Source organism: Syntrophomonas curvata (genome assembly GCF_052976825.1).
Genome location: NZ_CM129641.1, coordinates 1,293,058 through 1,318,802, shown reverse-complemented (window position 1 = coordinate 1,318,802; position 25,745 = coordinate 1,293,058). Strand labels below are relative to the sequence as shown.

The 25,745-nt window shown below is 49.0% G+C and carries 26 protein-coding genes; 9 read left to right on the top strand and 17 right to left on the bottom strand.

The annotated features are described in order from the left end of the window. Positions 1–5: 5 nt before the first annotated feature. From ACU70B_RS05865 to pta, 9 genes are all read right to left on the bottom strand, one after another. A complete protein-coding gene (locus ACU70B_RS05865; protein ID WP_447185415.1) occupies positions 6–965 on the bottom strand; it encodes a biotin--[acetyl-CoA-carboxylase] ligase in 960 nt (319 codons plus the stop codon). Positions 966–1,126: 161 nt separating this feature from the next. Next, the gene (locus ACU70B_RS05860; RefSeq protein WP_447185414.1) at positions 1,127–2,218 is read right to left on the bottom strand and encodes an elongator complex protein 3; all 1,092 of its coding nucleotides are present in this window, start codon (positions 2,216–2,218) and stop codon (positions 1,127–1,129) included. Continuing rightward, positions 2,202–2,936 carry a ribonuclease III gene (gene rnc / locus ACU70B_RS05855; protein WP_447185413.1) on the bottom strand — a complete coding sequence of 245 codons (735 nt, stop codon included), beginning with the start codon at positions 2,934–2,936 and terminating at the stop codon, positions 2,202–2,204. The genes ACU70B_RS05860 and rnc overlap by 17 nt, the downstream gene beginning before the upstream one ends. Continuing rightward, positions 2,926–3,177: an acyl carrier protein gene (locus ACU70B_RS05850; protein WP_447185412.1), complete on the bottom strand. Its 252-nt coding sequence runs from the start codon at positions 3,175–3,177 to the stop codon at positions 2,926–2,928. The genes rnc and ACU70B_RS05850 overlap by 11 nt, the downstream gene beginning before the upstream one ends. 82 nt (positions 3,178–3,259) lie before the next feature. Then, complete coding sequence (gene plsX / locus ACU70B_RS05845; protein ID WP_447185411.1) at positions 3,260–4,213, bottom strand: phosphate acyltransferase PlsX; 954 nt, start codon at positions 4,211–4,213, stop codon at positions 3,260–3,262. A 90-nt stretch (positions 4,214–4,303) separates the two neighbouring features. After that, positions 4,304–4,474, bottom strand: coding sequence for a 50S ribosomal protein L32 (gene rpmF / locus ACU70B_RS05840; RefSeq protein ID WP_447185410.1), 171 nt, complete (start codon positions 4,472–4,474; stop codon positions 4,304–4,306). Beyond that, positions 4,474–4,995 (bottom strand): YceD family protein, encoded by a 522-nt coding sequence (locus tag ACU70B_RS05835; RefSeq protein WP_447185409.1) that lies wholly within the window; start codon positions 4,993–4,995, stop codon positions 4,474–4,476. The genes rpmF and ACU70B_RS05835 overlap by 1 nt, the downstream gene beginning before the upstream one ends. 140 nt (positions 4,996–5,135) lie before the next feature. Then, complete coding sequence (locus ACU70B_RS05830) at positions 5,136–6,329, bottom strand: acetate/propionate family kinase (protein ID WP_447185408.1); 1,194 nt, start codon at positions 6,327–6,329, stop codon at positions 5,136–5,138. A gap of 60 nt (positions 6,330–6,389) precedes the next feature. Further along, positions 6,390–7,382, bottom strand: coding sequence for a phosphate acetyltransferase (pta, locus tag ACU70B_RS05825; RefSeq protein WP_447185407.1), 993 nt, complete (start codon positions 7,380–7,382; stop codon positions 6,390–6,392). Positions 7,383–7,517: 135 nt separating this feature from the next. Here pta and ACU70B_RS05820 point away from each other — a divergent pair, with 135 nt between their 5' ends. From ACU70B_RS05820 to ACU70B_RS05790, 7 genes are all read left to right on the top strand, one after another. Continuing rightward, positions 7,518–8,768 (top strand): nucleotidyltransferase, encoded by a 1,251-nt coding sequence (locus ACU70B_RS05820; RefSeq protein WP_447185406.1) that lies wholly within the window; start codon positions 7,518–7,520, stop codon positions 8,766–8,768. A 272-nt stretch (positions 8,769–9,040) separates the two neighbouring features. After that, complete coding sequence (locus ACU70B_RS05815; RefSeq protein ID WP_447185713.1) at positions 9,041–9,124, top strand: potassium-transporting ATPase subunit F; 84 nt, start codon at positions 9,041–9,043, stop codon at positions 9,122–9,124. Next, complete coding sequence (kdpA, locus tag ACU70B_RS05810) at positions 9,124–10,821, top strand: potassium-transporting ATPase subunit KdpA (RefSeq protein ID WP_447185405.1); 1,698 nt, start codon at positions 9,124–9,126, stop codon at positions 10,819–10,821. The genes ACU70B_RS05815 and kdpA overlap by 1 nt, the downstream gene beginning before the upstream one ends. Positions 10,822–10,843: 22 nt before the next feature. Further along, complete coding sequence (gene kdpB, locus ACU70B_RS05805; RefSeq protein WP_447185404.1) at positions 10,844–12,904, top strand: potassium-transporting ATPase subunit KdpB; 2,061 nt, start codon at positions 10,844–10,846, stop codon at positions 12,902–12,904. Positions 12,905–12,939: 35 nt separating this feature from the next. After that, positions 12,940–13,515: a potassium-transporting ATPase subunit KdpC gene (gene kdpC, locus ACU70B_RS05800; protein ID WP_447185403.1), complete on the top strand. Its 576-nt coding sequence runs from the start codon at positions 12,940–12,942 to the stop codon at positions 13,513–13,515. A gap of 15 nt (positions 13,516–13,530) precedes the next feature. Continuing rightward, on the top strand, positions 13,531–16,221 hold the full coding sequence (locus ACU70B_RS05795; RefSeq protein ID WP_447185402.1) for an ATP-binding protein: 2,691 nt from the start codon (positions 13,531–13,533) through the stop codon (positions 16,219–16,221). After that, a complete protein-coding gene (locus ACU70B_RS05790) occupies positions 16,205–16,906 on the top strand; it encodes a response regulator (protein WP_447185401.1) in 702 nt (233 codons plus the stop codon). Before ACU70B_RS05795 ends, ACU70B_RS05790 begins: the two co-directional genes overlap by 17 nt. 36 nt (positions 16,907–16,942) lie before the next feature. Here the strand turns inward: ACU70B_RS05790 and ACU70B_RS05785 are convergent, their stop codons facing one another. Together ACU70B_RS05785 and ACU70B_RS05780 are read right to left on the bottom strand one after the other, a co-directional pair. Beyond that, positions 16,943–17,770 (bottom strand): methyl-accepting chemotaxis protein, encoded by an 828-nt coding sequence (locus tag ACU70B_RS05785; RefSeq protein ID WP_447185400.1) that lies wholly within the window; start codon positions 17,768–17,770, stop codon positions 16,943–16,945. Positions 17,771–18,057: 287 nt separating this feature from the next. Continuing rightward, a complete protein-coding gene (locus tag ACU70B_RS05780) occupies positions 18,058–18,846 on the bottom strand; it encodes a patatin-like phospholipase family protein (RefSeq protein WP_447185399.1) in 789 nt (262 codons plus the stop codon). Positions 18,847–18,922: 76 nt separating this feature from the next. On the opposite strand from ACU70B_RS05780, the gene spoVV reads away from it, so the two are divergent. Continuing rightward, positions 18,923–20,173: a dipicolinic acid transporter SpoVV gene (spoVV, locus tag ACU70B_RS05775; protein WP_447185398.1), complete on the top strand. Its 1,251-nt coding sequence runs from the start codon at positions 18,923–18,925 to the stop codon at positions 20,171–20,173. Here spoVV and ACU70B_RS05770 read toward each other — a convergent pair. Together ACU70B_RS05770 and rsmD are read right to left on the bottom strand one after the other, a co-directional pair. Beyond that, positions 20,167–20,631 carry an ATPase gene (locus ACU70B_RS05770; RefSeq protein WP_447185397.1) on the bottom strand — a complete coding sequence of 155 codons (465 nt, stop codon included), beginning with the start codon at positions 20,629–20,631 and terminating at the stop codon, positions 20,167–20,169. The genes spoVV and ACU70B_RS05770 overlap by 7 nt on opposite strands. Positions 20,632–20,722: 91 nt before the next feature. Then, positions 20,723–21,277 carry a 16S rRNA (guanine(966)-N(2))-methyltransferase RsmD gene (gene rsmD, locus ACU70B_RS05765; RefSeq protein ID WP_447185396.1) on the bottom strand — a complete coding sequence of 185 codons (555 nt, stop codon included), beginning with the start codon at positions 21,275–21,277 and terminating at the stop codon, positions 20,723–20,725. Between the two features lie 269 nt (positions 21,278–21,546). Here rsmD and gpr point away from each other — a divergent pair, with 269 nt between their 5' ends. Then, positions 21,547–22,500 (top strand): GPR endopeptidase, encoded by a 954-nt coding sequence (gene gpr / locus ACU70B_RS05760; protein WP_447185395.1) that lies wholly within the window; start codon positions 21,547–21,549, stop codon positions 22,498–22,500. A gap of 9 nt (positions 22,501–22,509) precedes the next feature. On the opposite strand, the gene ACU70B_RS05755 is transcribed toward gpr, so the two are convergent. The 4 genes from ACU70B_RS05755 to recG form a co-directional block, all read right to left on the bottom strand. Next, on the bottom strand, positions 22,510–22,911 hold the full coding sequence (locus ACU70B_RS05755; protein ID WP_447185394.1) for a PaaI family thioesterase: 402 nt from the start codon (positions 22,909–22,911) through the stop codon (positions 22,510–22,512). A gap of 172 nt (positions 22,912–23,083) precedes the next feature. After that, positions 23,084–23,350 carry an alpha/beta-type small acid-soluble spore protein gene (locus tag ACU70B_RS05750; RefSeq protein ID WP_447185393.1) on the bottom strand — a complete coding sequence of 89 codons (267 nt, stop codon included), beginning with the start codon at positions 23,348–23,350 and terminating at the stop codon, positions 23,084–23,086. A gap of 72 nt (positions 23,351–23,422) precedes the next feature. Beyond that, positions 23,423–23,545 (bottom strand): hypothetical protein, encoded by a 123-nt coding sequence (locus tag ACU70B_RS05745; protein ID WP_447185392.1) that lies wholly within the window; start codon positions 23,543–23,545, stop codon positions 23,423–23,425. A 103-nt stretch (positions 23,546–23,648) separates the two neighbouring features. Further along, positions 23,649–25,685: an ATP-dependent DNA helicase RecG gene (gene recG, locus ACU70B_RS05740; RefSeq protein ID WP_447185391.1), complete on the bottom strand. Its 2,037-nt coding sequence runs from the start codon at positions 25,683–25,685 to the stop codon at positions 23,649–23,651. Between the last annotated feature and the right edge of the window lie 60 nt (positions 25,686–25,745).

Genomic DNA, 25,745 nt, shown 5'->3' with positions numbered 1-25,745 from the left:
CCCTGCTAGTTAACTACCCGGACGTCTCCGGTACTTATGCGTGTCCGGCCACCCTGGTTCTCTATTATTAAATTTCCCATTTCGTCAATATCACTATTTATGCCGTGAATCTTTTTTGGCCCTTGAATAACCTCTATTTCTTTACCCAGATGCATACAGAGGGATTTGAACTCCAGCCGAATACCGGCAAAGCCGGAGTGCAAAAATTCGCGGTAATACCGATTAAGCTCTTTTAGTACCGATATTAGCATATCATTAGCGGCTATCGCCTTGCCACCCTCTTCCATCAAAGAAGTGGCATCCAGGGCAACACGCCCGGGAAAGTCCCCCTGTTTTATATTAAGATTAAGACCGATGCCCACAATAAGATAATCAGCACTGTCAATTTCGCCGCTCATCTCCAAGAGGATGCCGGCTATCTTTTTATCCCGATAATATACGTCATTGGGCCATTTGATACATACCGGCCCCAGGTTATCTAGGCTCCTGGCCAGAGCTACCGCAAATGTCAGTGACAGCAAAGCAATCTGGGACATAGCCAGATCCGGGTGCAACAAAAAGGAGAACCACAGCCCTCCGGCAGGTGATTCCCATCTGCGCCCCCGGCGCCCCTTTCCTTGCTCCTGCTTTCCCGCCACATAAACCGTACCTTCTTCTATGGCCTGGTCTTTCAGACTGCGCTTAAGGGCTTCGCTGCTGGAATCCAATCGGGGATAATAGAGAATCTCGCGGCCAATCAGCTGCCCGGCAAGACCGGCTTTAACCGTTTCAGGCATTATTGCCCCTTTATCGTTAAGCCGGTAACCTTTGCCGCTGACACCGTTGATCTCATAGCCTTCTGCTTTCAAAGCCTCAATATGCTTCCATACCGCTACCCGGCTGATTCCCAGCCGCCCAGCCAATTCACTTCCGCTGATATAAATGTCCCGGTTTTCTAAAAGTTCTTTTAATATCTTTTGCCGCATAAGCATGTCCTTCTCATAAAAATCAATAATATATGTATTATACACCGGACTTTTAATACCTTTTCGCAAAAACCTATATAAAACCCGCAATTGCTCAAAAAAAAGCCAGAGTATGTTATTCTCTGGTGTAATATATGCGATTAAGTGTCGATTGGAGTAAATCATCCCCGACTCTTTACAGATAAAAATTCTTTCCTGGTCAAGGTAAAAACCGGGTTTGAGTCAGTTGCCGAAGCAACCGCGACGGTATCGCGGGCTAAATCGGGATGAGCTTTTACCTTCAGGCTTTCCAGTTGAAACCGGTTCTTCAGAAATAACAGGCTGCTTTTTCTGTGGCCCGTCATTTTGGATATGTCCTTTTCATGAACCATCAGCGCCAGTTCAGGTTTTAGCCCGGCTTTTTCTCTATAATCATATATAGCCATGCCGGCCTGCTCCTTGAACACTTCCTGTTCTACCAGCTCCCCGAAAGACGGATGAAAAGGACCCGCCACTACGGTGCCGGGGCTGCGTAATTCTTCTCCCGGCTGCAGCCCCATACGGATAACATCGATGCCATGCTGCTGAAAAACAAGAAACATGTCCTTGCAGATGGCAATCGCCTCCGGAAGGCTCAAAGGCACATATTTATGTTCATAAAACAGACGCTCCAGCGGGGTATCGGCTATAACCAAAGTGGGATATATCCGTACCAGGTCGGGATTCAAGGCGGCTGCCTGACGGGCGCTGCCCAGATCACGTTCATAATTATCCCCCGGCAGCCCTGTCATCAACTGCAGCCCCAGTTTAAAACCCAGGCTCTTTATATGATGACTGGCTTTAAAAACATCGTCACGGCTGTAGCCGCGGCCGGATGCTTTTAAAACCTCATCACATAGCGACTGTGCTCCCAGTTCAATAGTCTTCACTCCATAGCTGCCCAGGAAGTTCAGGATACCGTCATCGATATAATCCGGGCGGGTAGATATGCGGATACTGCCGATCCTGCCGCTTTTGAGGTAAGGCTGTACGGCTGCCAGATATTTCTTTTGCAATTCGTGGTCAATGGCGGTAAAGCTTCCGCCAAAAAAGGCTATCTCGGTGTTCCCGCCATCGTCAGCAATAGTGGACAGGTGCTCGTCAATGATAGCGGTAAGGCCGCTTACAGCCGGTACTCCCTGGGACGAAGCAATCTTGTTCTGATTACAGAATATGCATTTAAAAGGGCAGCCCAGGTGGGGTATAAACAAAGGAATATTATAATGTCGTGGCACTGTATTTTCCCTTGCCGATGTTTTCTACCATAGCCCGGTCTCTCAGCACCTTACCGGCGGCATTCTGCTCCGCTTCCTTTTTGCTTTTGCCCTCACCCGTAGCCAGAAGCTGATCCTGAAAATATACCCCGGCGATAAAGCTTTTGCAGTGGGCCGGGCCGCTTTCTTCGATGATGGTATAGTGCACATTTTCCTTGTTTTTTCCCTGTACCAGTTCCTGCAGCCGTGATTTGTAGTCATAGTAGTTGCCCCTGGCGCCTTCAACTATATAATCCTCCAAGTGTTTCAGAATAAAGTCCCTGGCCTTGCTATACCCCTGATCCAGATATATCGCACCTATAACCGCTTCCACCGTATCTGCCAATATAGATTTTCGCTTCCTCCCTCCCGACATTTCTTCGCCTTTTCCCAGCAGTACATATTTGCCCAGATTAATTTTCCCCGCCACATTCAGCAGCGATTTCTCACAAACCACCCTGGCCCTGATTTTGGTCAATTCACCCTCAGCCTTGTCCTGGTAATTATTATACAGATACTCGGCAACCACAAAGCTTAATACCGCATCCCCCAGAAATTCGAGCCGCTGATTATTATGGGCAGAATTCTTTTCCTGGGCATAGGAAGGGTGAGTCAATGCCATAGCCAACTGGTCGGGATTGTTAAACTCGAGCTGGTTATCACTTATAAAGTTGCGGGCGGCGGTTTTCTCAGGACTCATTTTGTGCCTGCTTAAGATACTCATACAAGGCTTTTACCAGTGAACCCATGGTAGGATACTCTTCCAAGTCCTCTTCGGGAAACTCGACGTCATAAATGTCCTCCAGCGCCATTATCATTTCCACAATGTCAATGGAATCGGCATTAATGTCTTCGAATTTAGTATCCATATCAATATTTTCCAGCTCGATTTCCAGTTGCTCGGCCAGAATCTTTCTGGCCTGGGCATAAAATTCCTGCATTACCAGTACCTCCAGTATTTTAATTGATTATATTATACACCTGGTTAAGAGGCTAGATGCCTGCTATGTTAAGATTTTCAGCTTAACTCTGCAGTTCCTGCAACTGCTGGGCAACAATATTATTATTGATGCACTCGGCTGCAATTGCAAGCCCGGCACAAACCGCTTCCCTTCTGGAACTGCCATGACAGACGATACTGATGCCGTTAACCCCCAGCAGCGGGGCCCCCCCTATCCGGGTGTAATCAAGCCGGGCAAAGGCTGATGGTATGGCACCCAGTTCCTGCTTTACGCCCGCAGCCAGGTAGATGGCCATGCCTTCCATCGCCTTAAGCAATATGTTGCCGGTAAAACCATCGCATACTATTACATCACTGCGATCATTAAACAGGTCGCGGCCTTCCAGGTTGCCTATAAAATTTATATTCTTTTGCTGACGCAGGAGCTCGTAGGTCTGGGTGGTAAGATTATTCCCCTTGCCCTCTTCCTCCCCATTATTAAGCAGGGCAACCCGGGGATTTTCTATGTTAAGCACTCCCTTGGCATAAGCCCGTCCCAACCGGGCAAACTGTACCAGCTGCATCGGCCGGCAATCCACATTGGCTCCAACATCTATCAGTAAGGTCGGATGTGCTCCCCGGCTTGGAATGGCAGCAACAATCGGCGGCCTTTCAACACCTTCCATCCGTCCCAGAATGAATATGGCGGCAGCCATTTGAGCGCCGGTACTGCCGCAGGAGACTACAGCATCGGCCCGCCCTTCCTTGACCAGTTGGGTGGCCACTACTATGGAAGCATCTTTTTTTCTGCGCAGCGCCGTTGCCGGTGATTCGTCCATTTCTATCACCTGGCCGGCGTTTACCATCATAAGCCTCTGACTATCGTAGCTGTAGCCGGAAAGCTCTGCTTCCATCATATCCTGCTTGCCCACCAGTATAACCTGACCGGTATTATTCTCATCAAGCCATTTAAGCGCACCAGCCAGCAGCTCTTTAGGTGCGTTGTCTCCTCCCATAAGGTCTAAAGCTATTTTCATGCCCGAAACCTCCTCATAATAAACAAAAAGTAAGCTACCAGTCTGTTGTCAAAGACTTTATACCTTACTTTTTGACGAGTTTTTATAGAATTACATAACGTTTTTGCCCTTATAGAACCCACAATTTAAGCATGCCCGGTGAGGCATCTTCAGTTCGTGACACTGAGGGCATTCAACCAGACCCGGTTTTTCAAGCTTGGCCCATTCGGAGCGGCGCTTGTTCTTCCGAGCGTGAGATTGTCTTCTTTTAGGAACTCCCACTATGTAACCTCCTTCCCTGCCTTGAGATTTTTAAGTTTATCCCATCTGGGATCGGTATTCTCATACAGGCACTGGCACTGAGCCATGTTCCGGTTAATACCACACTGCTGGCAAATCCCTTTACAATTAGGACTGCAAAGGGGTGTCAGGGGGATTTCAGAAAAAATCAATCCTTCCACGTACGGCTGTATTTCAACCTCATCCGAGCTGAAAAATACAACGTCTTCGTCCCGGAAGTATTCCGCCTGATACTTGGATTCCACCAGGTTAAGCTGAAACTGGGCAACCACCGGATAATAAAAACTTTCCAGACAGCGGGAACACTGCAACTCCAAAGCTGTTTTCACCTGGCCGTGAGCCCGGTAATGCTTGCCCGACTTTTCCACCAGTCCTTTCACCTCGAGGTTCTCCCGGTATTCGCCCCCCGATTCCTCCAGATACCCATCGCTGCCCGGGGTATCGAAATAAAACTCCTGGCTGTCCCGGGAGCCAAGCCTTTGCCTTTCCAGGTTGATTTTCATATTTATCACCCCATAAAAACACCAGATTAATTATAGTCTGCCCTTCTTAGCATTGTCAACCGGAGGCTGTGATAACCACCCTTTGCAGCAGAAAAAATAAACAGAGGCGGGAAGAATCCCCGCCTCCTGAATAATTACTTTTACTTGGAAAGCCGATAAGTGTCGCGGGCAATAACCAGTTCTTCGTTGGTGGGAATAACAAAGATTTTGATCTTGGAGTCGGCGGCAGCTACATCAACCTCTTTACCCCGTACTTTGTTCTTTTCAACATCCATCTTGATACCCAGATAGTCCAGGTCTTTACAGATGTTTTCCCTGATATCAATAGCATTTTCACCTACGCCGGCGGTGAATACCAGACAGTCGCAGCCGTTTAATTTGGCCATATAGTTGCCAATGTAACCCTTGACCCGGTTGTAATACACGTCCAGAGCAATCTGGGCTCTCTGGTTGCCGGAAGCAGCAGCTTCGAGAATATCTCTCAGGTCATTGGATACACCGGACAATCCCAGCATACCGGATTTCTTGTTGAAATAATTGTTGGCTTCGGCGGTGCTTAAGCCCAGTTTCTCCATCAGGAAGAATACAATGGCGGGGTCAATGTCGCCGGAGCGGGTTCCCATAACCAGACCTTCCAACGGGGTAAAGCCCATGGTAGTATCAATAACCTTGCCGTCCTTGATGGCGGCCATACTGGCGCCGTTGCCCAGGTGCAGGGTTATGATTTTGCACTGGTCAAAGGGCTTGCCCAGCATATCAGCAGCCCGGTGGGATACATAGAAATGAGAGGTTCCGTGGAAGCCATATCTTCTTACCCGGAATTTTTCATAGACTTCATAGGGTAAAGCATACAGGAAATTGGACGGTTCCATAGTCTGATGGAAAGCGGTGTCAAAAACAGCCACATGTTTTACATTGGGCATCAGTTCCTGACAGGCTTCGATTCCCATCATATTGGGGGGATTGTGCAGGGGAGCAATGTCGAAGCAATCCTTGATAACCTTTTTAACCCGGTCATCAATTACAACCGATTCGGCAAACTCTTCTCCGCCATGAACCACGCGGTGGCCTACCGCCCCGATTTCGTCCATGCTCTTGATGCAACCGTATTCTTCATTGACCAGAACCTCAAGCACCAGTTTCATACCTGCGGTGTGGTCAGGCAAATCCTTCTTAATCAATACCTTGTCCTTACCAATGGGTTTATGCTCCAGGGTAGTACCGGGGATACCCACGCGGTCAACCAGACCGACAGCCAGGACGCTTTCATCGGTCATATCAACGACCTGATACTTGATAGATGAACTACCCGCATTTACAACCAGAACCTTCATTTAATCAATTACCTCCTTATTTTCTTAAAATATTAAGGTACAGATCCCCCCACCTTAAGCTTAAGCTCTTACTGCGGTCATGGCTACTACGTTAACTATATCCTCTACACTGCAACCGCGGGAAAGGTCATTGACCGGCTTGGCAATGCCTTGCAGAATCGGGCCGATAGCTTCAGCTTTACCGAGTCTCTGAGCAATTTTGTATCCGATATTGCCCGAGTTGATATCCGGGAATATCAAAACGTTGCACTGTCCGGCGACGTCACTGCCCGGGGCTTTGGAAGCGCCCACCTTGGGCACTATAGCGGCGTCAAACTGGAATTCTCCGTCGATTTTTAATTCGGGATATTTTTCTTTGGCTATAGCAGTAGCCTGGGTTACTTTATCCACCATGGCATGGCTGGCACTACCCTTGGTGGAAAAGGACAGCATTCCGATATGGGGTTCTTCGATTCCGCACAGATCGGTAGCGGTAGCGACGGAGGCTTTAGCAAATGCAGCCAGTTCTTCAGCGGTGGGGTCGATAGTTACGGCACAGTCAGCAAACACGAAGGTGCCGTTAGCTCCAAACTCACAGTCGGGTACGATAACGATAAATGCACCGGATACCGCAGTTATTCCCGGAGCAGTCTTAATAATCTGCAGTGCCGGTCTAAGCACATTTCCGGTGGTATTCTCGGCGCCGGCGACTTCTCCGTCGGCTTTACCCATTTTAACCATCATGGACGCAAAAAATAGCGGATCCAGCATGGTTTTTTTAGCCTTGTCCAGGTCGACTCCTTTACTTTTACGCATTTCATAAAACGCCTGTACAAAATCATCAAAGAAGGGGGCTCGCGCTGGATTAATGATTTCCGCACCGGTTAAATCAGCGCCAATCTTACCGGCCATTCCTTTAATTTCACTTTCATCGCCCAAGAGAATGGGGGTGGCTATTTTCTGGTCTATTATGCCTTTAATAGCCTGCAGGGTTCTTTCCTCGGTACCTTCGGGCAAAACGATGGTTTTACCCAATTTAGAAGCTTTCTCTCTAATTTCTGCTAACAGACTCATCCTTCTACCTCCCGTTTCTTTATAACAGTTTACTTTGCTTTGCTCAGGCCGCAATTCTCTAGTTAATTCTAGCATAAATAGAATATTTAGTGGTAATATTTATCAAATCACATTTTTAATTAAAAGGAGTTTACCATGGCTATTATAGGCATCGTGGCTGAGTACAATCCTTTTCACAACGGTCACCTGCACCTGATTACCGAGGCAAAACGGACGGATAGTTCCTCTCCCGTCGTCTGTGTGATGAGCGGCAATTTTCTGCAACGGGGCGAACCGGCTATCTGCAACAAATGGGCTCGGGCTGAAATGGCCTTGAAGTCCGGCGCAGACCTGGTCATAGAGCTTCCCTTTTGCTTTTCGGTCAGAAGCGCATACTATTTTGCACAAGGTGCACTTAAACTATTGCAGCGCAGCGGCGTAATCACACACCTGGCCTTCGGGGCTGAAAGCGACAGCCTGCAGGCATTAAACTCCATAACGGAAATACTTGCGGCTGAACCGGCAGCCTACTCCAAGCTGGTCAAAAAGAACCTGGCCGGCGGCAAAAGTTTTCCCCTCGCCCGCTCACAAGCTTTGCAGCAATACCTGGGTAAGCGTTCTGCCGAGCTGCAAGCTGTTTTATCCGGTCCCAACAACATCCTGGCTATAGAATACCTTCGCGTCATCAAGGAGGAATCCCTGGCCTTGGTCCCTATCCTGATAAAGCGCATAGGCTCCGGTTACCACGATACCAACTTGTCACCCTTTGCCAGCGCCACCGCCATCCGGAATCATCTGCTCACCAATCACGGCCTGAATGATCTTGGTGGTTCAATGCCTCAGGCTGGCCTTAAGATACTGGAAAGAGAGATTTCTCTCGGACGCTGCCCAGTATCATTAGACCCACTGGAAAGAGCTGTTCTGGTTAAACTCAGGACTATGTCTTTACAGGATCTTAGAGCCATCTACGAAATCAGTGAAGGCCTGGAATCCCGTTTCAAAGAAGCCGCCGGCTGCTCGGGCACCCTGAATCAGCTTCTGGAATCCGTAAAGTCCAAACGTTACAGCTTTACAAGAATCAAGCGTACTCTGATGTACATACTTTTTCAACTTACCCATGAACAAATATTAAGTTTTGATCAGCATGGCCCAATGTACTTACATATTCTAGGTTTTTCGGCAAAAGGACAGAAAATCCTTCAAGAAATTAAAAATAAATCAGAACTTCCGATCTTCAGCCGGGGTAAAGACATGAAAAAAGCCCGGGACGAGAATCCCGGGAGCAGCTTGCGCGATATGATTGATCTGGAAGTACGGGCAACTGATGTTTACACCCTGCTCTACCCGGAGCCGTCAGAGCGGCAGGCCGGAAAAGATTTTACTACGTCGCCGATAATTGTATATTAATAGTTTCCGCTGGCACCCAATCAGATTGTAAGCTTATTGCTTTCACACACAGCCAATTTCACTTCCTGTTTTTATGAAGGGTTTATCTCCCCCGCTGAACCTCCGCACTTCTTTACGTTTTTTTTACTCGAACGTCATCTTTCTTTTCCCCTTTTTTACACTGAACCGATTTATCATTGCAGACAGGAAGATTTTAAAGCCAGAGCGGTTTAACCCCGTTTAAGGCGGTTATTAAAATCCTTCCAGTAGCAGAAAGCGAGAGGTGATGGATTATGGATTTGGTTATTAGTGGCCTTGTAGGTTTGGGACTACTGGTATTTTTGTTCTATTGCTTGATGAAGGCGGAGGAGCTGTGATGAAAATTATCGATATTATGCAAATGCTTGTCTTCCTGCTGGTGCTGATGGCCCTGGCCGTTCCGTTGGGAAGCTATATAGCCCGGGTTTTCAATGGAGAAAAAAATTTTCTGGATAGTATTATGGGCCCGTTGGAAAACATTTTATACCGACTCAGCGGGGTAGATGCCACAAAAGAGATGGATTGGCGGCAGTACGCCAAGGCCCTAATCTTGTTTAATTTTTTCGGTATGCTCTTGCTTTTCCTGATACAGATGCTGCAGGCTTGGCTCCCCTTTAATCCTCAGAGTTTTTCCGGGGTAAATTGGGATTTGGCTCTTAATACTGCCATCAGCTTTATGACCAACACAAACTGGCAGGCCTACGCAGGGGAGAGCACCCTGAGCTATTTCACTCAAATGGCCGGCTTGACGGTGCAAAATTTTCTGTCTGCAGCCACCGGTATGGCGGTGGCGGTGGCTCTAATAAGAGGCTTAACCCGGCGCAGCGCCGTAACCATCGGTAATTTCTGGGCGGATATGACCCGCTCGGCCACCCGGATATTATTGCCTGCCTGCTTTGTATTGGCTTTTGTCCTGGTTTCGCAGGGAGTTATTCAGAACCTTCATCCCTACCCAACTGTACAGACCCTGGAGGGCGGAAGCCAGGTACTGGCGCTGGGGCCGGTTGCTTCACAGGAAATCATTAAAATGTTGGGAACTAATGGTGGCGGGTTTTTCAACACCAACTCGGCCCATCCTTTTGAAAATCCCAATGGCATAACCAATTTTTTGGAAATGCTGGCCATTTTGATTATTCCGACCGCCCTGCCTTTTACTTTCGGGCACATGAGCGGTGATAAAAGACAAGGAAGAACTTTATTTGCCGCTATGCTGCTGCTTTTTGTTCTGGCTCTGGGGGTCTGCTACTGGAGCGAGACAAGCGGCAATCCCCAAATAAGCGCTCTGGGCATACAGGGGGCTTCAGCCCTGGAAGGTAAAGAACTGCGTTTCGGGGTAGGCAGTTCATCCCTGTTTGCAACGGTGACTACCGCTGTTTCATGCGGGGCCGTGAATTCCATGCATGACAGCTTCACTCCGCTGGGTGGGATGATGCCGCTGTTACTTATAATGCTGGGTGAAATTGCTTTCGGGGGCGTAGGGGCTGGCTTATACGGAATGCTGGTTTTCGTAATCATTACGGTTTTTATTATCGGCCTAATGGTGGGGAGAACCCCGGAATACCTGGGTAAGAAGGTCGAGTCCCGGGAAATGAAAATGGTTACCCTGGCGGTGCTGATCCCGGCAGCTTCAATCTTGCTGGGCAGTGCAGCAGCCGCAGCAGTCCCGGCAGGAACCAGTTCATTATTGAATGCCGGGCCGCACGGTTTAAGCGAGATACTCTATGCTTTTGCCTCCTGTACGGGTAACAACGGCAGTGCCTTTGCCGGGCTAAATGCCAATACCCTGTTTTATAATTTAATGCTCAGTGCGGCTTTGCTGGCAGGCAGATTCGGGATTATACTGCCGGCTCTGGCGATAGCCGGCAGCATGGCGGGCAAAAAGGCGGCGCCCGCAGGCCCGGGAACCGTTTCCACCAGTGGCGGCCTGTTTGTCGGCCTGCTGGTAGCTACGGTTATTATTGTAGGCGCCTTGACTTATTTTCCAGCTCTGGCCCTGGGGCCCGTTGCAGAGCATCTGATAATGCTGGGCGTATAAGGCATAAGGAGGAAATTACAGAATGGCAATTATCCGAGGGACATCTCACCGGAAACGTAAAGAGCAACCTCTTGGCGCAGCTATTTTAAAGCAAGCGCTAGGGGAAGCAATTAAAAAACTCGATCCTCGCCTGCTGTGGCGTAATCCGGTTATGCTCGTGGTGGCGACCGGGGCTCTTTTAACTACTGTCTTTGTTTTACGGGACGCATTGACAGGACAATACAACAGTATCGGGCTCAATTCGCAAATAGCCCTCTGGCTCTGGATTACCGTTCTTTTCGCCAATTTTGCCGAAGCGGCAGCCGAAGGAAGAGGCAAGGCCCAGGCAGCCGAGCTGCGCAATACCCGTACGGCAACTATCGCCCAAAAAGTGTCCGGTTCCATTCTTTTAAAAATACCGGCAGCAGAGTTGGCCAAGGGGGACCTGGTTAAGGTCGAGGCCGGGAACATCATTCCCGGCGACGGCGAAGTGGTGGAAGGAATCGCTTCCGTGGATGAAAGCGCCGTTACCGGCGAATCAGCTCCGGTAATCCGGGAGTCGGGCGGGGATCGCAGTTCAGTTACCGGAGGAACCAAGGTGCTCTCGGATTGGATTATCGTAAAGATTACGGCTGATCCGGGAGAAACTTTCCTGGATAAGATGATCCATCTGGTAGAAGCCGCCCAACGTCAGAAAACCCCCAACGAAATCGCCTTAACGATCCTACTGACAGGCTTGACCATTATCTTTTTGATAGCTGTGAGCACGCTGGAATCCTTTGCCCTCTATTCCAGAGCCGCCGTATCTGTACCGGTGCTTGCTGCCCTGCTGGTCTGCTTGATTCCTACCACTATCGGAGGACTGCTGAGTGCCATCGGCATTGCCGGTATGAACCGGCTTTTCCAGCACAATGTACTGGCTATGTCGGGTCGAGCCGTTGAGGCGGCCGGGGACGTCGATGTCCTGCTTATGGATAAAACCGGCACTATCACTTTGGGTAACCGTATGGCTGTGGAATTTATCCCCGCTCCGGGAATAAGTGCCCGGGCATTGGCAGATGCTGCCCAACTGTCATCACTGGCGGACGAAACCCCTGAAGGGAGGAGCATAGTAGTCCTGGCTAAAAATCAGTACGGTTTAAGGGAACGGGACATTATAGCAATGGGCGCCCAATTTATACCTTTTTCCGCCCATACCCGCATGAGCGGAGTAAAATTAGAAGGTCGCGAAATCTGGAAGGGAGCCGTTGATGCTATTAAAGGCTACCTGCAATCCCAGGGCAAGGAACTAACCCCTGAAATCGGTAATATTGCCAACGGTATTGCCCAGAGAGGCGCTACCCCGCTGGTGGTGGTAGAAAACCAACAGGCTCTGGGCGTCATTAACCTAAAAGATGTGGTAAAGGGCGGTATAAAGGAGCGTTTTGCCCGGCTGCGGCGCATGGGCATCAAGACCATCATGATTACCGGTGATAACCCGTTAACCGCAGCCGCTATCGCTGCCGAAGCCGGAGTAGATGACTTCCTGGCTGAAGCCACTCCTGAGACCAAGCTGCAATTAATCAGGAAACATCAAGCTATGGGACACCTGGTAGCCATGACCGGAGACGGAACCAATGATGCCCCGGCATTGGCCCAGGCCGATGTGGGGGTAGCTATGAACAGCGGTACCCAGGCAGCTAAAGAGGCCAGCAATATGGTGGACCTTGACAACAACCCCACCAAATTGATTGAAATTGTTGAGATCGGCAAACAGCTGCTTATAACCCGCGGCTCACTGACAACCTTTAGTATTGCCAATGATGTAGCCAAGTATTTTGCCATCATTCCGGCTATTTTTGCCGGCACCTATCCCCAATTGGGCCGGTTGAACATAATGAATCTGACCACTCCCCAGAGTGCTATTCTGTCAGCGGTAATATTCAATGCCCTCATTATTATTGCGCTGATTCCCCTGGCTCTGCAAGGAATTGGTTATCGGTCTCTAGGCGCTGACGCCATTTTGAAACGCAACCTTCTGATCTATGGACTGGGTGGGTTAGTAATACCTTTCATCGGCATTAAACTAATAGATCTTGTCCTGGGTATGCTGGGTATGGCTTAAACCAATAGTATTTCGGGAAAGGAAGACTTAAGACCATGAGCAAAGTAATCAAGAACTCATTTTTGATGATAGTTATAATGACGCTTCTATTGGGAATCATCTACCCCCTGCTGGTAACCGGAATTGCCCAAATGCTGTTTCCCCGCCAGGCCAACGGCTCAATTATCTATCATAAGGGTAAGGCGGTAGGCTCGGAACTGATTGGGCAACCGTTTAGCCGTCCCGGATACTTTCATGGCCGCCCCTCGGCGGCCGGGGGCGGCTATGACGCTGCAGCTTCATCAGGCTCTAATTTGGGCCCCACCAACCCGGAGCTTTTGTATAGGATTGCCCAGCAGGAAAAGATGGTTCGCAGCGAGAATAAGCTTGCTGAAAATCAGAAGATACCTGCAGATATCCTGACTGCTTCGGGCAGCGGTTTGGACCCCCATATCAGCCCCCAGGCAGCCTACCTGCAATGTGAACGGGTGGCTGCAGCCAGAAAAGTACCTGGGGATAAGGTTAAGGCGGTGCTGGTCAAGCAGATAGAAAGCAGGGAATATGGAATACTGGGTGAGCCGAGGGTAAATGTATTGCAGCTCAACCTGGCACTGGATAAAGAAATCAGGTAAAAGGGATGGTATACATTGAACAATAAACGAATCGATCCGGATGCCCTGCTGGCCAGCCTAAAAACCGAGGGCCAGGGCCGATTGACCGTATTTCTGGGCGCGGCGGCCGGGGTCGGCAAGACCTATGCCATGCTGGAAGCAGCCCGGGAGCGCGTCAGTGAAGGTACGGATGTTGTCATAGGCTGGGTGGAAACGCACGGCCGTAAGGAGACCGAAGCCCTGCTTCAAGGCCTGGAGATTTTGCCTCCCCGGCCGATGGACTACCGGGGCAAGCATTTTCAGGAACTGGATCTGGACGCCGTGCTGGCCCGCAGGCCGGATATAGTCCTGATCGACGAATTGGCTCATACCAATATTCCAGGTTCCCGCCACATCAAGCGCTGTCAGGATGTGGAAGAAGTCCTGGCTGCAGGCATTGACGTCTATACTACGGTCAATATCCAGCACCTGGCAAGCATGAATGATATTGTAGCCCGGATAACCGGTATATCCGTACATGAAACCGTACCTGATACGGTATTGAAGCAAGCGGAAATACAATTGATTGATATTCCCACCGAAGAATTGCTGCAGAGACTGCATGAAGGCAAAGTGTATGTTCCTGATCAGGTAGCCGAAGCGGTAAAAAATTTCTTCCGGGCCGGCAATATAAATGCCTTACGCGAAATGTCCCTGCGCTTTACTGCGCAAATGGTGGATTCACAGATGGAAACCTACATGCGGGCTCATGCCATTGAAGGCCCCTGGCCGGCCGGGGAAAGGGTAATGGTCTGCATCAGTTCCAGCCCTTTTGCTGCCAAATTGATTAGGGTCGGCCACCGTATGGCAACGCGATTGAAAGCTGAATTGCTGGTGGTTTATGTGGAAACCCCGGAATCTGGCAGCAGCAGTACGGCCAGGGATCGTTTGTTTGCCAACCTGCGTTTGGCGGAAGAACTGGGCGGAGAGATAATAAATACCAGTGGAACCGATATTGCTGCCGAACTGCTTAAAATTGCTTTATCCCGCAATGTGACCCAGGTAGTTATCGGTAAGCCGCTGCGCTCGAGGTTTATGGAATTATTGCGAGGTTCAGTAGTGGATAAAGTCATCCGCCGCAGCGAGGGTTTCAGTATCCATGTCATACCGGGTCAGGCTGTTCAGGATAGTGACGGCGGCAATTGGCTGCCGGAAAAGACCGGGAATATCTTCCGTCTTCTCCCCTACCTGAAGGCAGCTTTAATGATAGGGCTTACTACCGGAATAATAAAGCCGTTTATTGAGCAATTGGGATTGGTAAACGCAGCTATGATCTATCTTTTGCCGGTATTGTACAGTGCAGTCAAATGCCGGCGCAGGGTGGCCCTTACCGCTGCCGTATGTGCCACCCTGGCTCTGGATTATTTCTATATTCCGCCGCAGCTTAGTTTGTCAGTGGCTGATCTGAGATATCTCTTAAGCTTCTTCATTTTTATGCTGGTCGCCTGGGTTACCAGTACCATGGCCTCCCGCTTACGTCGGCAAATCGACCATGCCCACCAACGAGAGGCCATGATAGGCGCATTATACAGCCTGAGCAGGGAAATCGGAGCCGCTGATGGAATAGATGAGGTGATGAGCACAGCGATCAAAAAAATTACCGAAGTAACCGGAGGTAAGGTTGTTATACTGATGCCGGATGACGGGAAGCTGGAACTGCGAGCCAGCAGTCCAACCTTATCCAAGGATAATTTGGCAGACAATGAAAGGGCCGTAGCAAGCTGGGTGTTGGAACATGGCAAAACGGCTGGTAAGGGTACCGAAACCCTGACAGGGGCTGATTTACTATACTTACCCCTTAATATTGAAGGCGGCGCTATTGGTGTCCTGGGTATCAAAGCTGCTGAAAGCGAAGACAAGTTGCTCCGGGAAAGGAAACGGTTCCTGGAGGCGCTGGCTAATCTGACGGCTGCGGCCATTAACCGCATCCAACTGGCCGAACAGACACGGATAGCCCAGCTTACGGCAGAATCGGAACGCCTCCGTACCGCCCTTTTTAACTCGCTTTCGCATGATTTGCGAACTCCGCTAACCTCAATTATTGCTGCCGTTACCGGCCTTCTGGAAGAGGAAGATATATATGATGCCCAGGCCAGGCGCGCCCTCCTGGAGAATATCCGTTACGGAGCCCTGCGCATGCACCGGCTGATCAACAATCTCCTTGACATGGCCAGACTAAAAGGCGGTTTCCTGCAATTAAACAAGGAATGGTGTGATATCCAGGATATCATCGGGGTAGCAGTGCGGCGAGCAGGATCCTTGCCACCATTTCATTGCAGCATAGAGCTTGAACCGGGATTGCCCTTGATAGAGGTCGATTTTGTCCTGATCGAGCAAGTATTGGTTAATATTCTTGATAATGCAGTTAAATACGGGGGGATTGATGCTGCCATCCATATAATGGCCGGTCAACATAAGGGAGAGCTAAAGGTAGCTGTTATTGACCAGGGGCCGGGCATACCTGAAAACGAGCTGGAGCAGGTTTTCCATCCCTTCTATCGTTTGCAGACTTCCGGGGATGTCAGCGGAACCGGCCTGGGTCTGGCTATCTGTCAAAACATTATCGAGGCCCATGGGGGACGCATACGTGCCCGCAATAATTCACCCCGGGGAGCAGTTCTGGAATTCTTCCTGCCCATGACTGGTACGGAAAACAATAAGGTGGTGCAAGATGACACAGGAAAATGAAATGGAAACCGGGGGGGCGCGAATACTTATTATAGATGATGAGGAACAGATGCGCCGATTATTGCATGTGGCTTTACAAGCGCACAATTACATTACCGAACTGGCTGCCAGCGGAGCTGAAGGCTTGCGTCAGACCACGCTTTTCCGCCCCGATCTGCTCCTGCTGGATATGAGCCTTCCCGATATGGATGGCCTGGAACTGGTAAAAAATATCAGGGGCTGGTCCCAGGTCCCCATTATAATCTTGTCCGTGCGGGAAGCTGAGCAGGACAAAATCGCCGCCCTGGATGCCGGAGCGGACGATTATGTTACCAAGCCATTCAGTATGGGCGAACTGCTGGCTCGTATGCGTACTGCCCTGCGTCATTCTGCCCCAAGCGACAGTGAACCGCTACTCCAGTTCGATGATCTGCAAATAGATTTTGCCCGCCGTCAGGTTAGAGTAGGGGGAAAAGAAATCAGATTGACTCCTACCGAATACGATTTACTGAAGATACTTGCCGCTAACGCAGGCAAGGTGCTGACCCATCGGCAACTCCTGCGCATGATATGGGGTCCTGGCTATGAAAAGGAGACTCATTACCTGCGGGTTTATGTACGTCAGCTGCGGCATAAAATTGAAAACGACTCCAGCCGTCCCCGGCATATAATAACCGAACCCGGAGTCGGTTTTCGATTGCTTTAGCCACCGGTATAGGGGGCTGAAAACAGAGCATTTTTTCTATATCTCTTGGGCGACTTGATTGAGTTCGTGCATAAGGCTGGTTAATTCCTGAATCTGGGCACTAACCTGCTGACTTACCGCTGCCTGCTCTTCGCTGGCTTTAAGGGTTGTCTGCGAACTGGTAGTTGCAACCGTTATGGACTGGTTTACACTTTCAACCAGCGATTTTATTTGGGATGCTGTTTCTTTGGAGGAATCTGACAGTTTCCTGATTTCATCGGCTACCACGCCAAACCCCTTGCCCGCATCGCCAGCCCTGGCGGCTTCAATCGCAGCATTAAGGCCAAGCATTTTGGTTTGGTCAGCGATATTCTTTATTTCTTCAAGTATCTTGATTATTTGATCAGCATTATTTTGAATAGAAATTATATTCTGGTGCAGGTTTTGCTGGCTATTGCTGATATTGCTTGCAGCGGTAGCGTTTTCTTCAATGGCGGCAGATATTTCAATCATACTTTGTTGATAACTCTGCGAGAGCTTCTGTAAAACGAAGGCATTTTGCCGCGATATTGCTACTGCATAAGTACCGGCAATTTTGTCCGGTTCATCATCATCAAAAGCGGGCGCAGTTATGACTTTTACCGCGGTCCCGTAATGACTGTCGTCAAGGTCAAAGGCACTTACGGTCCGGTTTTTAATTGTGGTGTCGGAACCCAGGCCACGGCCGAAATTATTGCCTACCTGTACACCGCCCAGTTTAAATTTGGTATCATCAAGATAGGTGAATTTTTCCAGGTCAGTTGTAACAAAGGCTAAATCCCAGGGAATAACCCTTGCCATGGCTTGCGCTATTTGAGGGAAGTTATCCAGAATCCAACTGCTCATGCTCAAATGCCTCCTTTAATTATTGCAGGTTCCAGTTTGCGCTTATTTCTGCACTAATATCCGGAAAAAAGCAAGGTCGAGTGCATCACCTAAGCTGACTTGCTGACCACTGGATATTATTGTACCAAATGAATCAGATAAAGTGTATTATTTTTCGACATTTTTCGCGGAATGCTGCACTACATATTGTTATTAATATATTCCTCTGCCGGTTCCTGACGGTTTGATGAAAGGCGGAAGGAAGCGAAATACTATCTTTAGCCACTTGAGTCCCCTTGTATCAAGTTCTAATCATCGCCATATCTGCTTATCTTCTCCCTTATCTCCTCCAATTTTTCTTCTGCCGCCTGCCGGCCCAGTTCAATCAATTCCTGTGATTTTTCAAAATCGCGGGAGGCGAATCCGCTCACAGCAGGTTGGATAAGGATATCTGCCTTATCGTATATCAAATCGAATTGTTTCTTCTGCATTATATCTATAGCAGTCAGAATTACATCCATGGTATTGTTTACACTGACTATCCGGCCGTCACCAAAGGTAACGTCCACCGCGATAACGATGTCCGCACCCCGGTCACGGGCTACTTCCACCGGCAGCCGGTCCACCACGGCGCCATCCACCAGGATCATCCCGTCACGCTTTATCGGATGAAAGATTCCCGGGATGGAGATGCTGGCCCGAACTGCTTCCGTAATTGAACCCTCCTCCAATACTACTTCCTGCCCTGATAGCAGGTCAGTGGCCACTACCAGCAACGGAATACAGGTATCCTGAAATTCCTTGCGTTTGGTCAGCAGATTGAGCAACTCCATTATTTTCTTGCCGGAGATAAAGCCCATGCGCGGGAGCTGTACGTCATAAAACAGCCTGGCGTCCAGATTGCTGACCATGCGGCCCAGCATTTTCATATCCGCTCCACAGGCGTATATCCCTCCTACCATTGCTCCCATGCTGCTCCCCACAATAAAATCAAAGGGAATATTATTTTCCTGGAATACCTGTAATATCCCAATATGGGCCAACCCACGGGCGCTTCCCGCACCCAGCACCAGGGCAATCCGAGGCCGGTATCCCATGCTGCCACCTCCGGTAATAGGTATTGTTCTTCTAAACCCCAGATCTAAAAACATATATTGGAGTAAGGAGTCAGGGGTGACGTTAGGTGTGATTGCTTGCGCCCCTCATGCCTTGCTCACCATGCCTCTCGAATTGGGGTTGTTTATATTGGGTAACTATTCCCGAATCTTTTTCCTCATTATAATATTAATTCTAACCGCTTTCATGATTATTAGCCCGCAAGAAACGGTAACTGCTGCCGGGATGGGCTGTAAACTCTGGTTTTCAATTCTCTTGCCGGCTTTGCTGCCCTTTTTTATCGTAGCCGAGCTTATGGTCAGCCTGGGTTTTGTCAGCTTTATAGGCGTTATCCTGGAGCCGGTTATGAGGCCCATTTTCCGCTTGCCCGGCTGCAGTTCTCTGGTAGTGGTGATGGGTTTTGCTTCCGGATTCCCTATCGGCGCTGTCCTGAGCCGTAAATTATATGACGAGAACCTGCTGACTGCTGACGAAACCGAAAGGCTGGTCTCTTTCACCAATAATTCCAGTCCCCTTTTCATACTGGGAGCCATAGGGGTAGGCATGTTCGCCTCTCCTATAACGGGATACCTGCTGGCCTTTTCCCATTATCTGTCCAACATCCTGCTGGGCATTATCTGGCGGTTTCGTGCCTCTCCCTCCAGCAGTTGCATAACCCGGCACAAGCAGTCCCGGTTGGTCGAGGCCTGGCAAGCTTTCCTGCAATACCATAACCCTCGGGGTATTGGGGCCTTGATGAGTGATGCCATAAAAAACAGCCTGAACAACATTTTCGCTATTGCAGGCTTTGTTATAATATTTTCGGTTTTAACCCGTATGCTGGCTGTTTGGGGAGCAATGGATGCCGTAGCCGCCATGCTCTCCTGTATGTTTAATTTCCTGTCCCTTCCTTATCAGGTGGCCTATGGTCTCGGTATGGGCATGTTCGAAATTACCCTGGGTACCCGGACAGTAGTCCTAGCCGCCCAGGCCGACTTCGTTTATAAGCTGCTGGCAGTCAGTGCCATCCTGGCCTTTAGCGGTTTCTCCATTATTGCGCAAGTTATGGGCGTTATGGCAGGTACACCGGTACGTTTATCCTTTTATATCCTTTCCCGCCTTATTCAAGTCATTCTATCGTTAACCATCACCATCGTTACCTATAAAGCCGTCATCGCTCCCCGCTCGGCCATCGGGGCTTTCACCATCCCTTACTATAAAGCCCTGTATTCCTTTGATGCCTGGCATGTTTCCCTCTCCTGTCTGGTCATCGGTTTGATTTTAATTGGGCTGATGATGTTGGTAAGCCTCTGTTGGCAAAATCAATAATCCTCCGCCTGGGATTCCCTTATTTCATCTTTCCCCCGGCTGATAGCCTCCAGGCCTTTTTTTAACACAATTTCCATATGGGTGAGAACCCCGTCCGCATATTCGTTGGCATCACGGCGAATCTCCCGTGCCATCTCTTCGGCCTTGGCTACTATTTCCTCTCCCATTTGCATCGCGTTACGGGTTATCTCATTATCATCCACCATTTGTGCTACCTGATGACGCGACTGTTCCACATAATCATCTGCCTGAGCACAGGCTTCCTTGACGATGCGTTCTTTTTCGCTCATGATCAGACGGGCTGTCTCCAGTTCTTCAGGCAGGATAGCCCTAATGCGGTCTACCCTATCCAGGAACCGGTAACTCTCAATTACAACCTTGCCACTGGAAAGAGGCACCTTTTTGCTGTCTTTTATCATAAGCTCGAGTTCATCCAGTATCCGGTAAATTTCCATCATTATCCGACTACCTCCTTAGAGTACATTTAGGTATTAAAAATATTTTAGCCTGGGAGCCGAACTGCCAGCTCCTTCAGGTTTATTTGCCAGCTCAGATTAAACGGTAGTAATGCAGAGTCGATTCCCCATAGTTGTTTACTCGATATTCTTGAAGCGATTTTAATTTAAGGGGCAGAATCATCCTCCTGGGACTGCGTATTATGAGGCTTCCATCCGGCGCCAGCAAAGACGTTCTGTCCAGCGTTTCCAGAAGAGGGCCGAAGATAGCCTCCACAGTAAATGGAGGGTCAGCGTATATATAATCAAACTTCGTTTTCCGCCTGGCTAGTATCTCCACAGCCCGAAAAACATCGTTGCGGTATAATTCAAATCCCTGGGTAAAACCGCAGTTATTCAAATTATCCCTTATAACTCGAACTGCGTTATGGCTATTGTCGATAAATACTACCTGCCGGGCTCCCCGGCTTAAGGCTTCTATTCCCACACTGCCGCTGCCGGCAAATAAATCCAGCAGGCTGGCACCGCCTATGCCGCTCCCCAGCACATTGAAAAGAGCCTCTTTAATCATGTCGGTTATAGGCCGGGTATCCGTTCCTCGAGGGGCCTGCAGGCGTTTCCCCCGGGCTGTTCCTGATATTACACGCACAGTTCTTCTCCTCTGTCATATATTCGCCGATTTTCGGCCGGCCCCTTTTTTGCTAGAATCATTTTATCATAGAAAATTTTTTTTAGTATGGTGTATATTATCTCTCCCGCTGGGTAATGATATAAGTACCAGAGAGAATCTGGTAACAAACCCTCCCCAACAACTTTACAAAATTCTCCTCTCCCCAAATGGCGACTTAACAGTCGCCATTTTTTATGTATAAATAGGATACGGTAAACGGATAATAAATCCAAAGGAGGTTTAATTTCATGCTGCTGAAAGACTTTAATACTTACGTAGATATGGCGATTGAAGCCCGCGACTTGGTTCGAGGCGCTGCCAATCAGGAAATACCCGGAGTCAAAGAAGACGTTGAGCAATTGGAACATATCAAAGTCACTACTATTACTGTTCTTAACCAAGCCGGAGCCGACCAGTTGGGCCGCCCTATAGGCACCTATGTCACCATTGAATCACCGCCGCTGAAGATAAATGACCCTTATGTCCGGGATGAAATAATTCAAACCATGGAAAAAAGCATGCACGCTATGATCGGGGATTATCTTAAACCTCAGGATACAGTGCTTCTGGTCGGACTGGGCAACTGGAGAGCGGTTGCTGATGCCCTGGGGCCAAAATTTATTGAATACAGCCCTATTACCCGGCATTATCACAGTTATGCCCCGGATGCCCTGGTTCAGGGTATGAGACCCATTTGCGGCATAGCTCCCGGAGTGCTGGGAATTACCGGCCTGGAAACCTTTGAAGTGATCAAGGGTATTGTAGAAAAGGTCAAACCGGCCTTGCTGGTAGTAGTCGATGCCCTGGCAGCCCAAAATGTTGAACGCATAGGAACCAGCGTGCAGATGTCCAATACCGGTATTCAGCCAGGCTCAGGCGTAGGCAATGCCCGCCACGCTATCAGGCAGGAGGATCTAGGAGTTCCGGTTATAGCAATTGGCTGCCCTACCATAGTAAGCGCCGCCGTTATTGCCAATGAAGCGGTGAAAAAATTCTGCTTGAACAGCGGCGCCTCATATAACGAAAACGCCTCATTAAATTCCATCAAGGAAATACTGAGCCCATTTGGCGGGAGTATGGGAGTTACCCCCAAGGAAATAGATGAAATAATTGAAAACAGCGCCCGAATCATCTCCATGGGCGTAGCTCGTTCCCTTTTCCCCGGCATCTCCGAGGAGCAACTGGTATTGTATGCAACTTAAACGGCTGCGCTATTCTGCGGTCAACCTGGTGACCATAAAGGTAGCTGTTCCAAAGGCCACCAGTTGGCCGGTGCCATCTTTGATTTCACCTTTGCCGACAATAATTTTTTTACCTTTCTGGATAACCTCTCCTTCCGCATACAGTATCCCTTTATTTACGGAACGCAGGTAATTCAACTTCATTTCCACCGTTGATGCCCCTTCATTTTCGTCCAGTTTTTGATTGAGAGCTACTGCAATGGCGGAATCCAAAAGACCTGCAAAAACCCCTCCGTGAACATTGCCGTAGATCTGCAGCAGGTCATCCGTTATTTCCAGGACAACTCTGATCTTTCCGTCACTGCCTTCGACGGCTTTCATACCCATATGCTGCCAATAAGAACCGGCTGCTAATTTCGCAATCTGAACCACTATCCATAATCTCCATAATTATAATTATGTTTATATCATAAGCCTTTATCAGATTCCGATAAACCTATAAATTGGGGGGAAATCACCGACCAGGCATAATCGCTCAAATTGAAAACAAGCGGATATATAAAATCCGCTTGTTAACGATAGTATGATTAGAGTTCAGGTAATATTAGTACTGCTGATTCTGCTGCTTGATGGAACTCAGGTCTTGAGTCATGCTCAGTCCCTGACCCTGTCCACCGGCTGCTCTCTGCTGGTAATCATAGATCATTTTCTTGACCATCTGTCCACCTATGCTTCCAGCCTGGCGGGAAGTGAGGTCACCATTGTAACCCTGTTTCAGGTTTACGCCTACTTCCTGAGCCGATTCAAATTTGAACTGATCCATAGCTGCTCTGGCCTGAGGAACCAAAATCTGATTGCTGTTGGTTGCCATTTAAAATTCACCTCCTTCACCTGGTCTAGTCTTATTTTTTCCCTCTCCAAGCCTAATATGCTAGAAGTATTTTCAAGACTTTTTAAATTTTTTCTTGCCATCCTTGGATTTATCCGGCGCAGCAATACCGCATTCCTGTGCTACTTCAAATTTAAGCCGGTCAACATGGTTACCCTTTTTCTCCTTACCTTTCATAGTTCGCAACCCCCTAAGCTCTAAATAAAAATACTGCGAAAAATCCTTCCGCAGTATTATCATTTATAATTTTGAGTTGATTTATTTAAACAGATTTATACAATTAATTAGGTGCTACCTGATTGGATTTATTAAATTTTAAATTTATATACTTTTCTATTGTCATATCGGTATGGCAGGACATTAACTCCCGGGACAGCTGCCTGCTTATCTCCACCAGCTTCAGGTCTTTGCTTAAATTAGCCACTTTCAGACCGTCCAGCCCATGTTGTCTCACTCCCCAGAACTCACCCGGCCCCCGTATCTTCAAGTCTTCTTCCGCCAGTTGAAACCCATCCGCAGTTCTTTCTATAGCCCGGAGCCTCTCCACAGCTTCATCAGTTTTGGGATTGGCAATCAAAAAGCAATAGGATTGCATCTGTCCCCGGCCTACCCGCCCCCGCAGCTGATGCAGCTGGGAAAGGCCAAAGCGTTCTGCCTGTTCGATAACCATGATAGCAGCATTGGGAATGTCTACCCCAACTTCAATCACACTGGTGGAAACCAGGATCTGAATCTGACCCTGTTTAAACATCCGCATCGCCATTTCCTTATCCGCCGGTTTCAAGCGCCCGTGAATGAGTCCTACGTTTAAGCCCGGAAACAGGCGGGTATTTAATTCCTCATAAAGTGATACTGCTGCTTGCAGGTCCTGCTTTTCCGATTCTTCTACCAGGGGACAGACCACATAGGCTTGAGCCCCTCTGGTTAGCTGCTCCTGAACATAATGATAGACCTTGAGGCGATCCTCCGGCTTCACCACCCGGGTTTTAACCGCTTTGCGGCCCGGCGGCAACTGATCTATAACTGAAAGGCTCAGATCGCCATATACGGTTAAAGCCAGAGTCCTGGGGATTGGGGTGGCAGTCATGACCAAAACGTCAGGAGCCGTGCCTTTACGGCTCAAGGCTGCCCTTTGCCGCACTCCAAAGCGGTGTTGTTCATCTATGACCACCAGCCCCAGGGAGTCAAACACTATATCGGCTTGAATCAGGGCATGGGTGCCGACCAGAATATCTATCTCCCCGTTTTTAACTCCTTCCAGTATTAAACGGCGCTCACCGGCGGGAGTTCCGCCGGTGAGGCGGGCAACCACCACTCCCTGTGCGCTGAAGATGTTGTCCATAGTCAGGTAATGCTGCTCCGCCAGAATCTCGGTAGGAGCCATAATGGCAGCCTGAAAACCACTGGCCGCCGCTTTAGCCATGGCCAGAGCCGCCACTACCGTTTTACCTGCCCCGACATCACCTTGAAGCAGGCGGTTCATGGGGCAGGGCGCTTCCATATCCGCAAATATCTCCCTCACAACCCGCCGTTGAGCCGGGGTAAGCTTAAAGGAAAGACGGTCTGTTATTTTACCCACCAGTTCACTTTTTTCCTTATGTACTACATAGCCTTCCGCTGCTGCCCGCTTTTCGGCCTTTCCAATCTGGAGTTGAAACAGCAGCAATTCCTCCATTGCCAGCCGCCTTCTGGCCTGCCGGTATGACTCCCTGGTCTCAGGGAAGTGGATATTATTGAAGGCATAGCCTATCGAGCAGAGCTTATACTTCTGCTTTAACTCCTCGCTCAATATCTCGGGATAAAAGCCTATATATTCCCTTAAGCTGGTGAGGGTAAGGCTGCGCAGCAATTTCTGACTGAGGCCTTCAGTTAGACCGTATACGGGCAGTATTTGAAAATGGGGATCGTCATCTGCGATTACTTCGTATTCGCTTACCTGCAGTTGGACGCCATCATAAGATAACCTGACCCTACCGGTCAGAAAGACCTCCTGGCCGGATTTTATGACTCCTTTCATAAAGGGCTGGTTGAACCAAACCGCTGTAGCCGTTCCCGACTGATCCTGTACCAGAGCCTTAAAAATAATCATGCCGCCACGGCTGCGGCTGGTTGCAGTGACACCGACCTTTCCCCTGATACTTGCCGGTTGGCCGTTCTGCAAACAGGAAATGGGAGTGGTATTGCTCCGGTTAAAATATGCCCTGGGAATATTCCATAACAGGTCAAAAACAGAATCCAGGCCCAAACGGTGTAATTGCTTGCTTCTTCTGGGCCCTACTCCCTTAATATACTGCAGGTCATGTAAGAGCCTGTCCATAATAACCTCCCCGGATATTCAAAAAGGCAGAAAATACTTGATTTTCTGCCTTTAATACCA

Bases quoted from the DNA above. Each gene is read 5' to 3' on its own strand.
- kdpB (WP_447185404.1), top strand. From the start codon at position 10,844: ATGGCAATTATCCGAGGGACATCTCACCGGAAACGTAAAGAGCAACCT.
- ACU70B_RS05745 (WP_447185392.1), bottom strand. From the start codon at position 23,545: ATGAAAGGTAAGGAGAAAAAGGGTAACCATGTTGACCGGCTTAAATTT.
- ACU70B_RS05815 (WP_447185713.1), top strand. From the start codon at position 9,041: ATGGATTTGGTTATTAGTGGCCTTGTAGGTTTGGGACTACTGGTATTT.
- kdpA (WP_447185405.1), top strand. From the start codon at position 9,124: ATGAAAATTATCGATATTATGCAAATGCTTGTCTTCCTGCTGGTGCTG.
- ACU70B_RS05790 (WP_447185401.1), top strand. From the start codon at position 16,205: ATGACACAGGAAAATGAAATGGAAACCGGGGGGGCGCGAATACTTATT.
- ACU70B_RS05830 (WP_447185408.1), bottom strand. From the start codon at position 6,329: ATGAAGGTTCTGGTTGTAAATGCGGGTAGTTCATCTATCAAGTATCAG.
- ACU70B_RS05820 (WP_447185406.1), top strand. From the start codon at position 7,518: ATGGCTATTATAGGCATCGTGGCTGAGTACAATCCTTTTCACAACGGT.
- pta (WP_447185407.1), bottom strand. From the start codon at position 7,382: ATGAGTCTGTTAGCAGAAATTAGAGAGAAAGCTTCTAAATTGGGTAAA.
- ACU70B_RS05780 (WP_447185399.1), bottom strand. From the start codon at position 18,846: ATGGGATACCGGCCTCGGATTGCCCTGGTGCTGGGTGCGGGAAGCGCC.
- ACU70B_RS05835 (WP_447185409.1), bottom strand. From the start codon at position 4,995: ATGAAAATCAACCTGGAAAGGCAAAGGCTTGGCTCCCGGGACAGCCAG.
- ACU70B_RS05865 (WP_447185415.1), bottom strand. From the start codon at position 965: ATGCGGCAAAAGATATTAAAAGAACTTTTAGAAAACCGGGACATTTAT.
- plsX (WP_447185411.1), bottom strand. From the start codon at position 4,213: ATGAAAATAGCTTTAGACCTTATGGGAGGAGACAACGCACCTAAAGAG.
- ACU70B_RS05785 (WP_447185400.1), bottom strand. From the start codon at position 17,770: ATGAGCAGTTGGATTCTGGATAACTTCCCTCAAATAGCGCAAGCCATG.
- ACU70B_RS05850 (WP_447185412.1), bottom strand. From the start codon at position 3,177: ATGCAGGAATTTTATGCCCAGGCCAGAAAGATTCTGGCCGAGCAACTG.
- gpr (WP_447185395.1), top strand. From the start codon at position 21,547: ATGCTGCTGAAAGACTTTAATACTTACGTAGATATGGCGATTGAAGCC.
- ACU70B_RS05770 (WP_447185397.1), bottom strand. From the start codon at position 20,631: ATGATGGAAATTTACCGGATACTGGATGAACTCGAGCTTATGATAAAA.
- ACU70B_RS05750 (WP_447185393.1), bottom strand. From the start codon at position 23,350: ATGGCAACCAACAGCAATCAGATTTTGGTTCCTCAGGCCAGAGCAGCT.
- kdpC (WP_447185403.1), top strand. From the start codon at position 12,940: ATGAGCAAAGTAATCAAGAACTCATTTTTGATGATAGTTATAATGACG.
- rnc (WP_447185413.1), bottom strand. From the start codon at position 2,936: ATGAGTCCTGAGAAAACCGCCGCCCGCAACTTTATAAGTGATAACCAG.
- recG (WP_447185391.1), bottom strand. From the start codon at position 25,685: ATGGACAGGCTCTTACATGACCTGCAGTATATTAAGGGAGTAGGGCCC.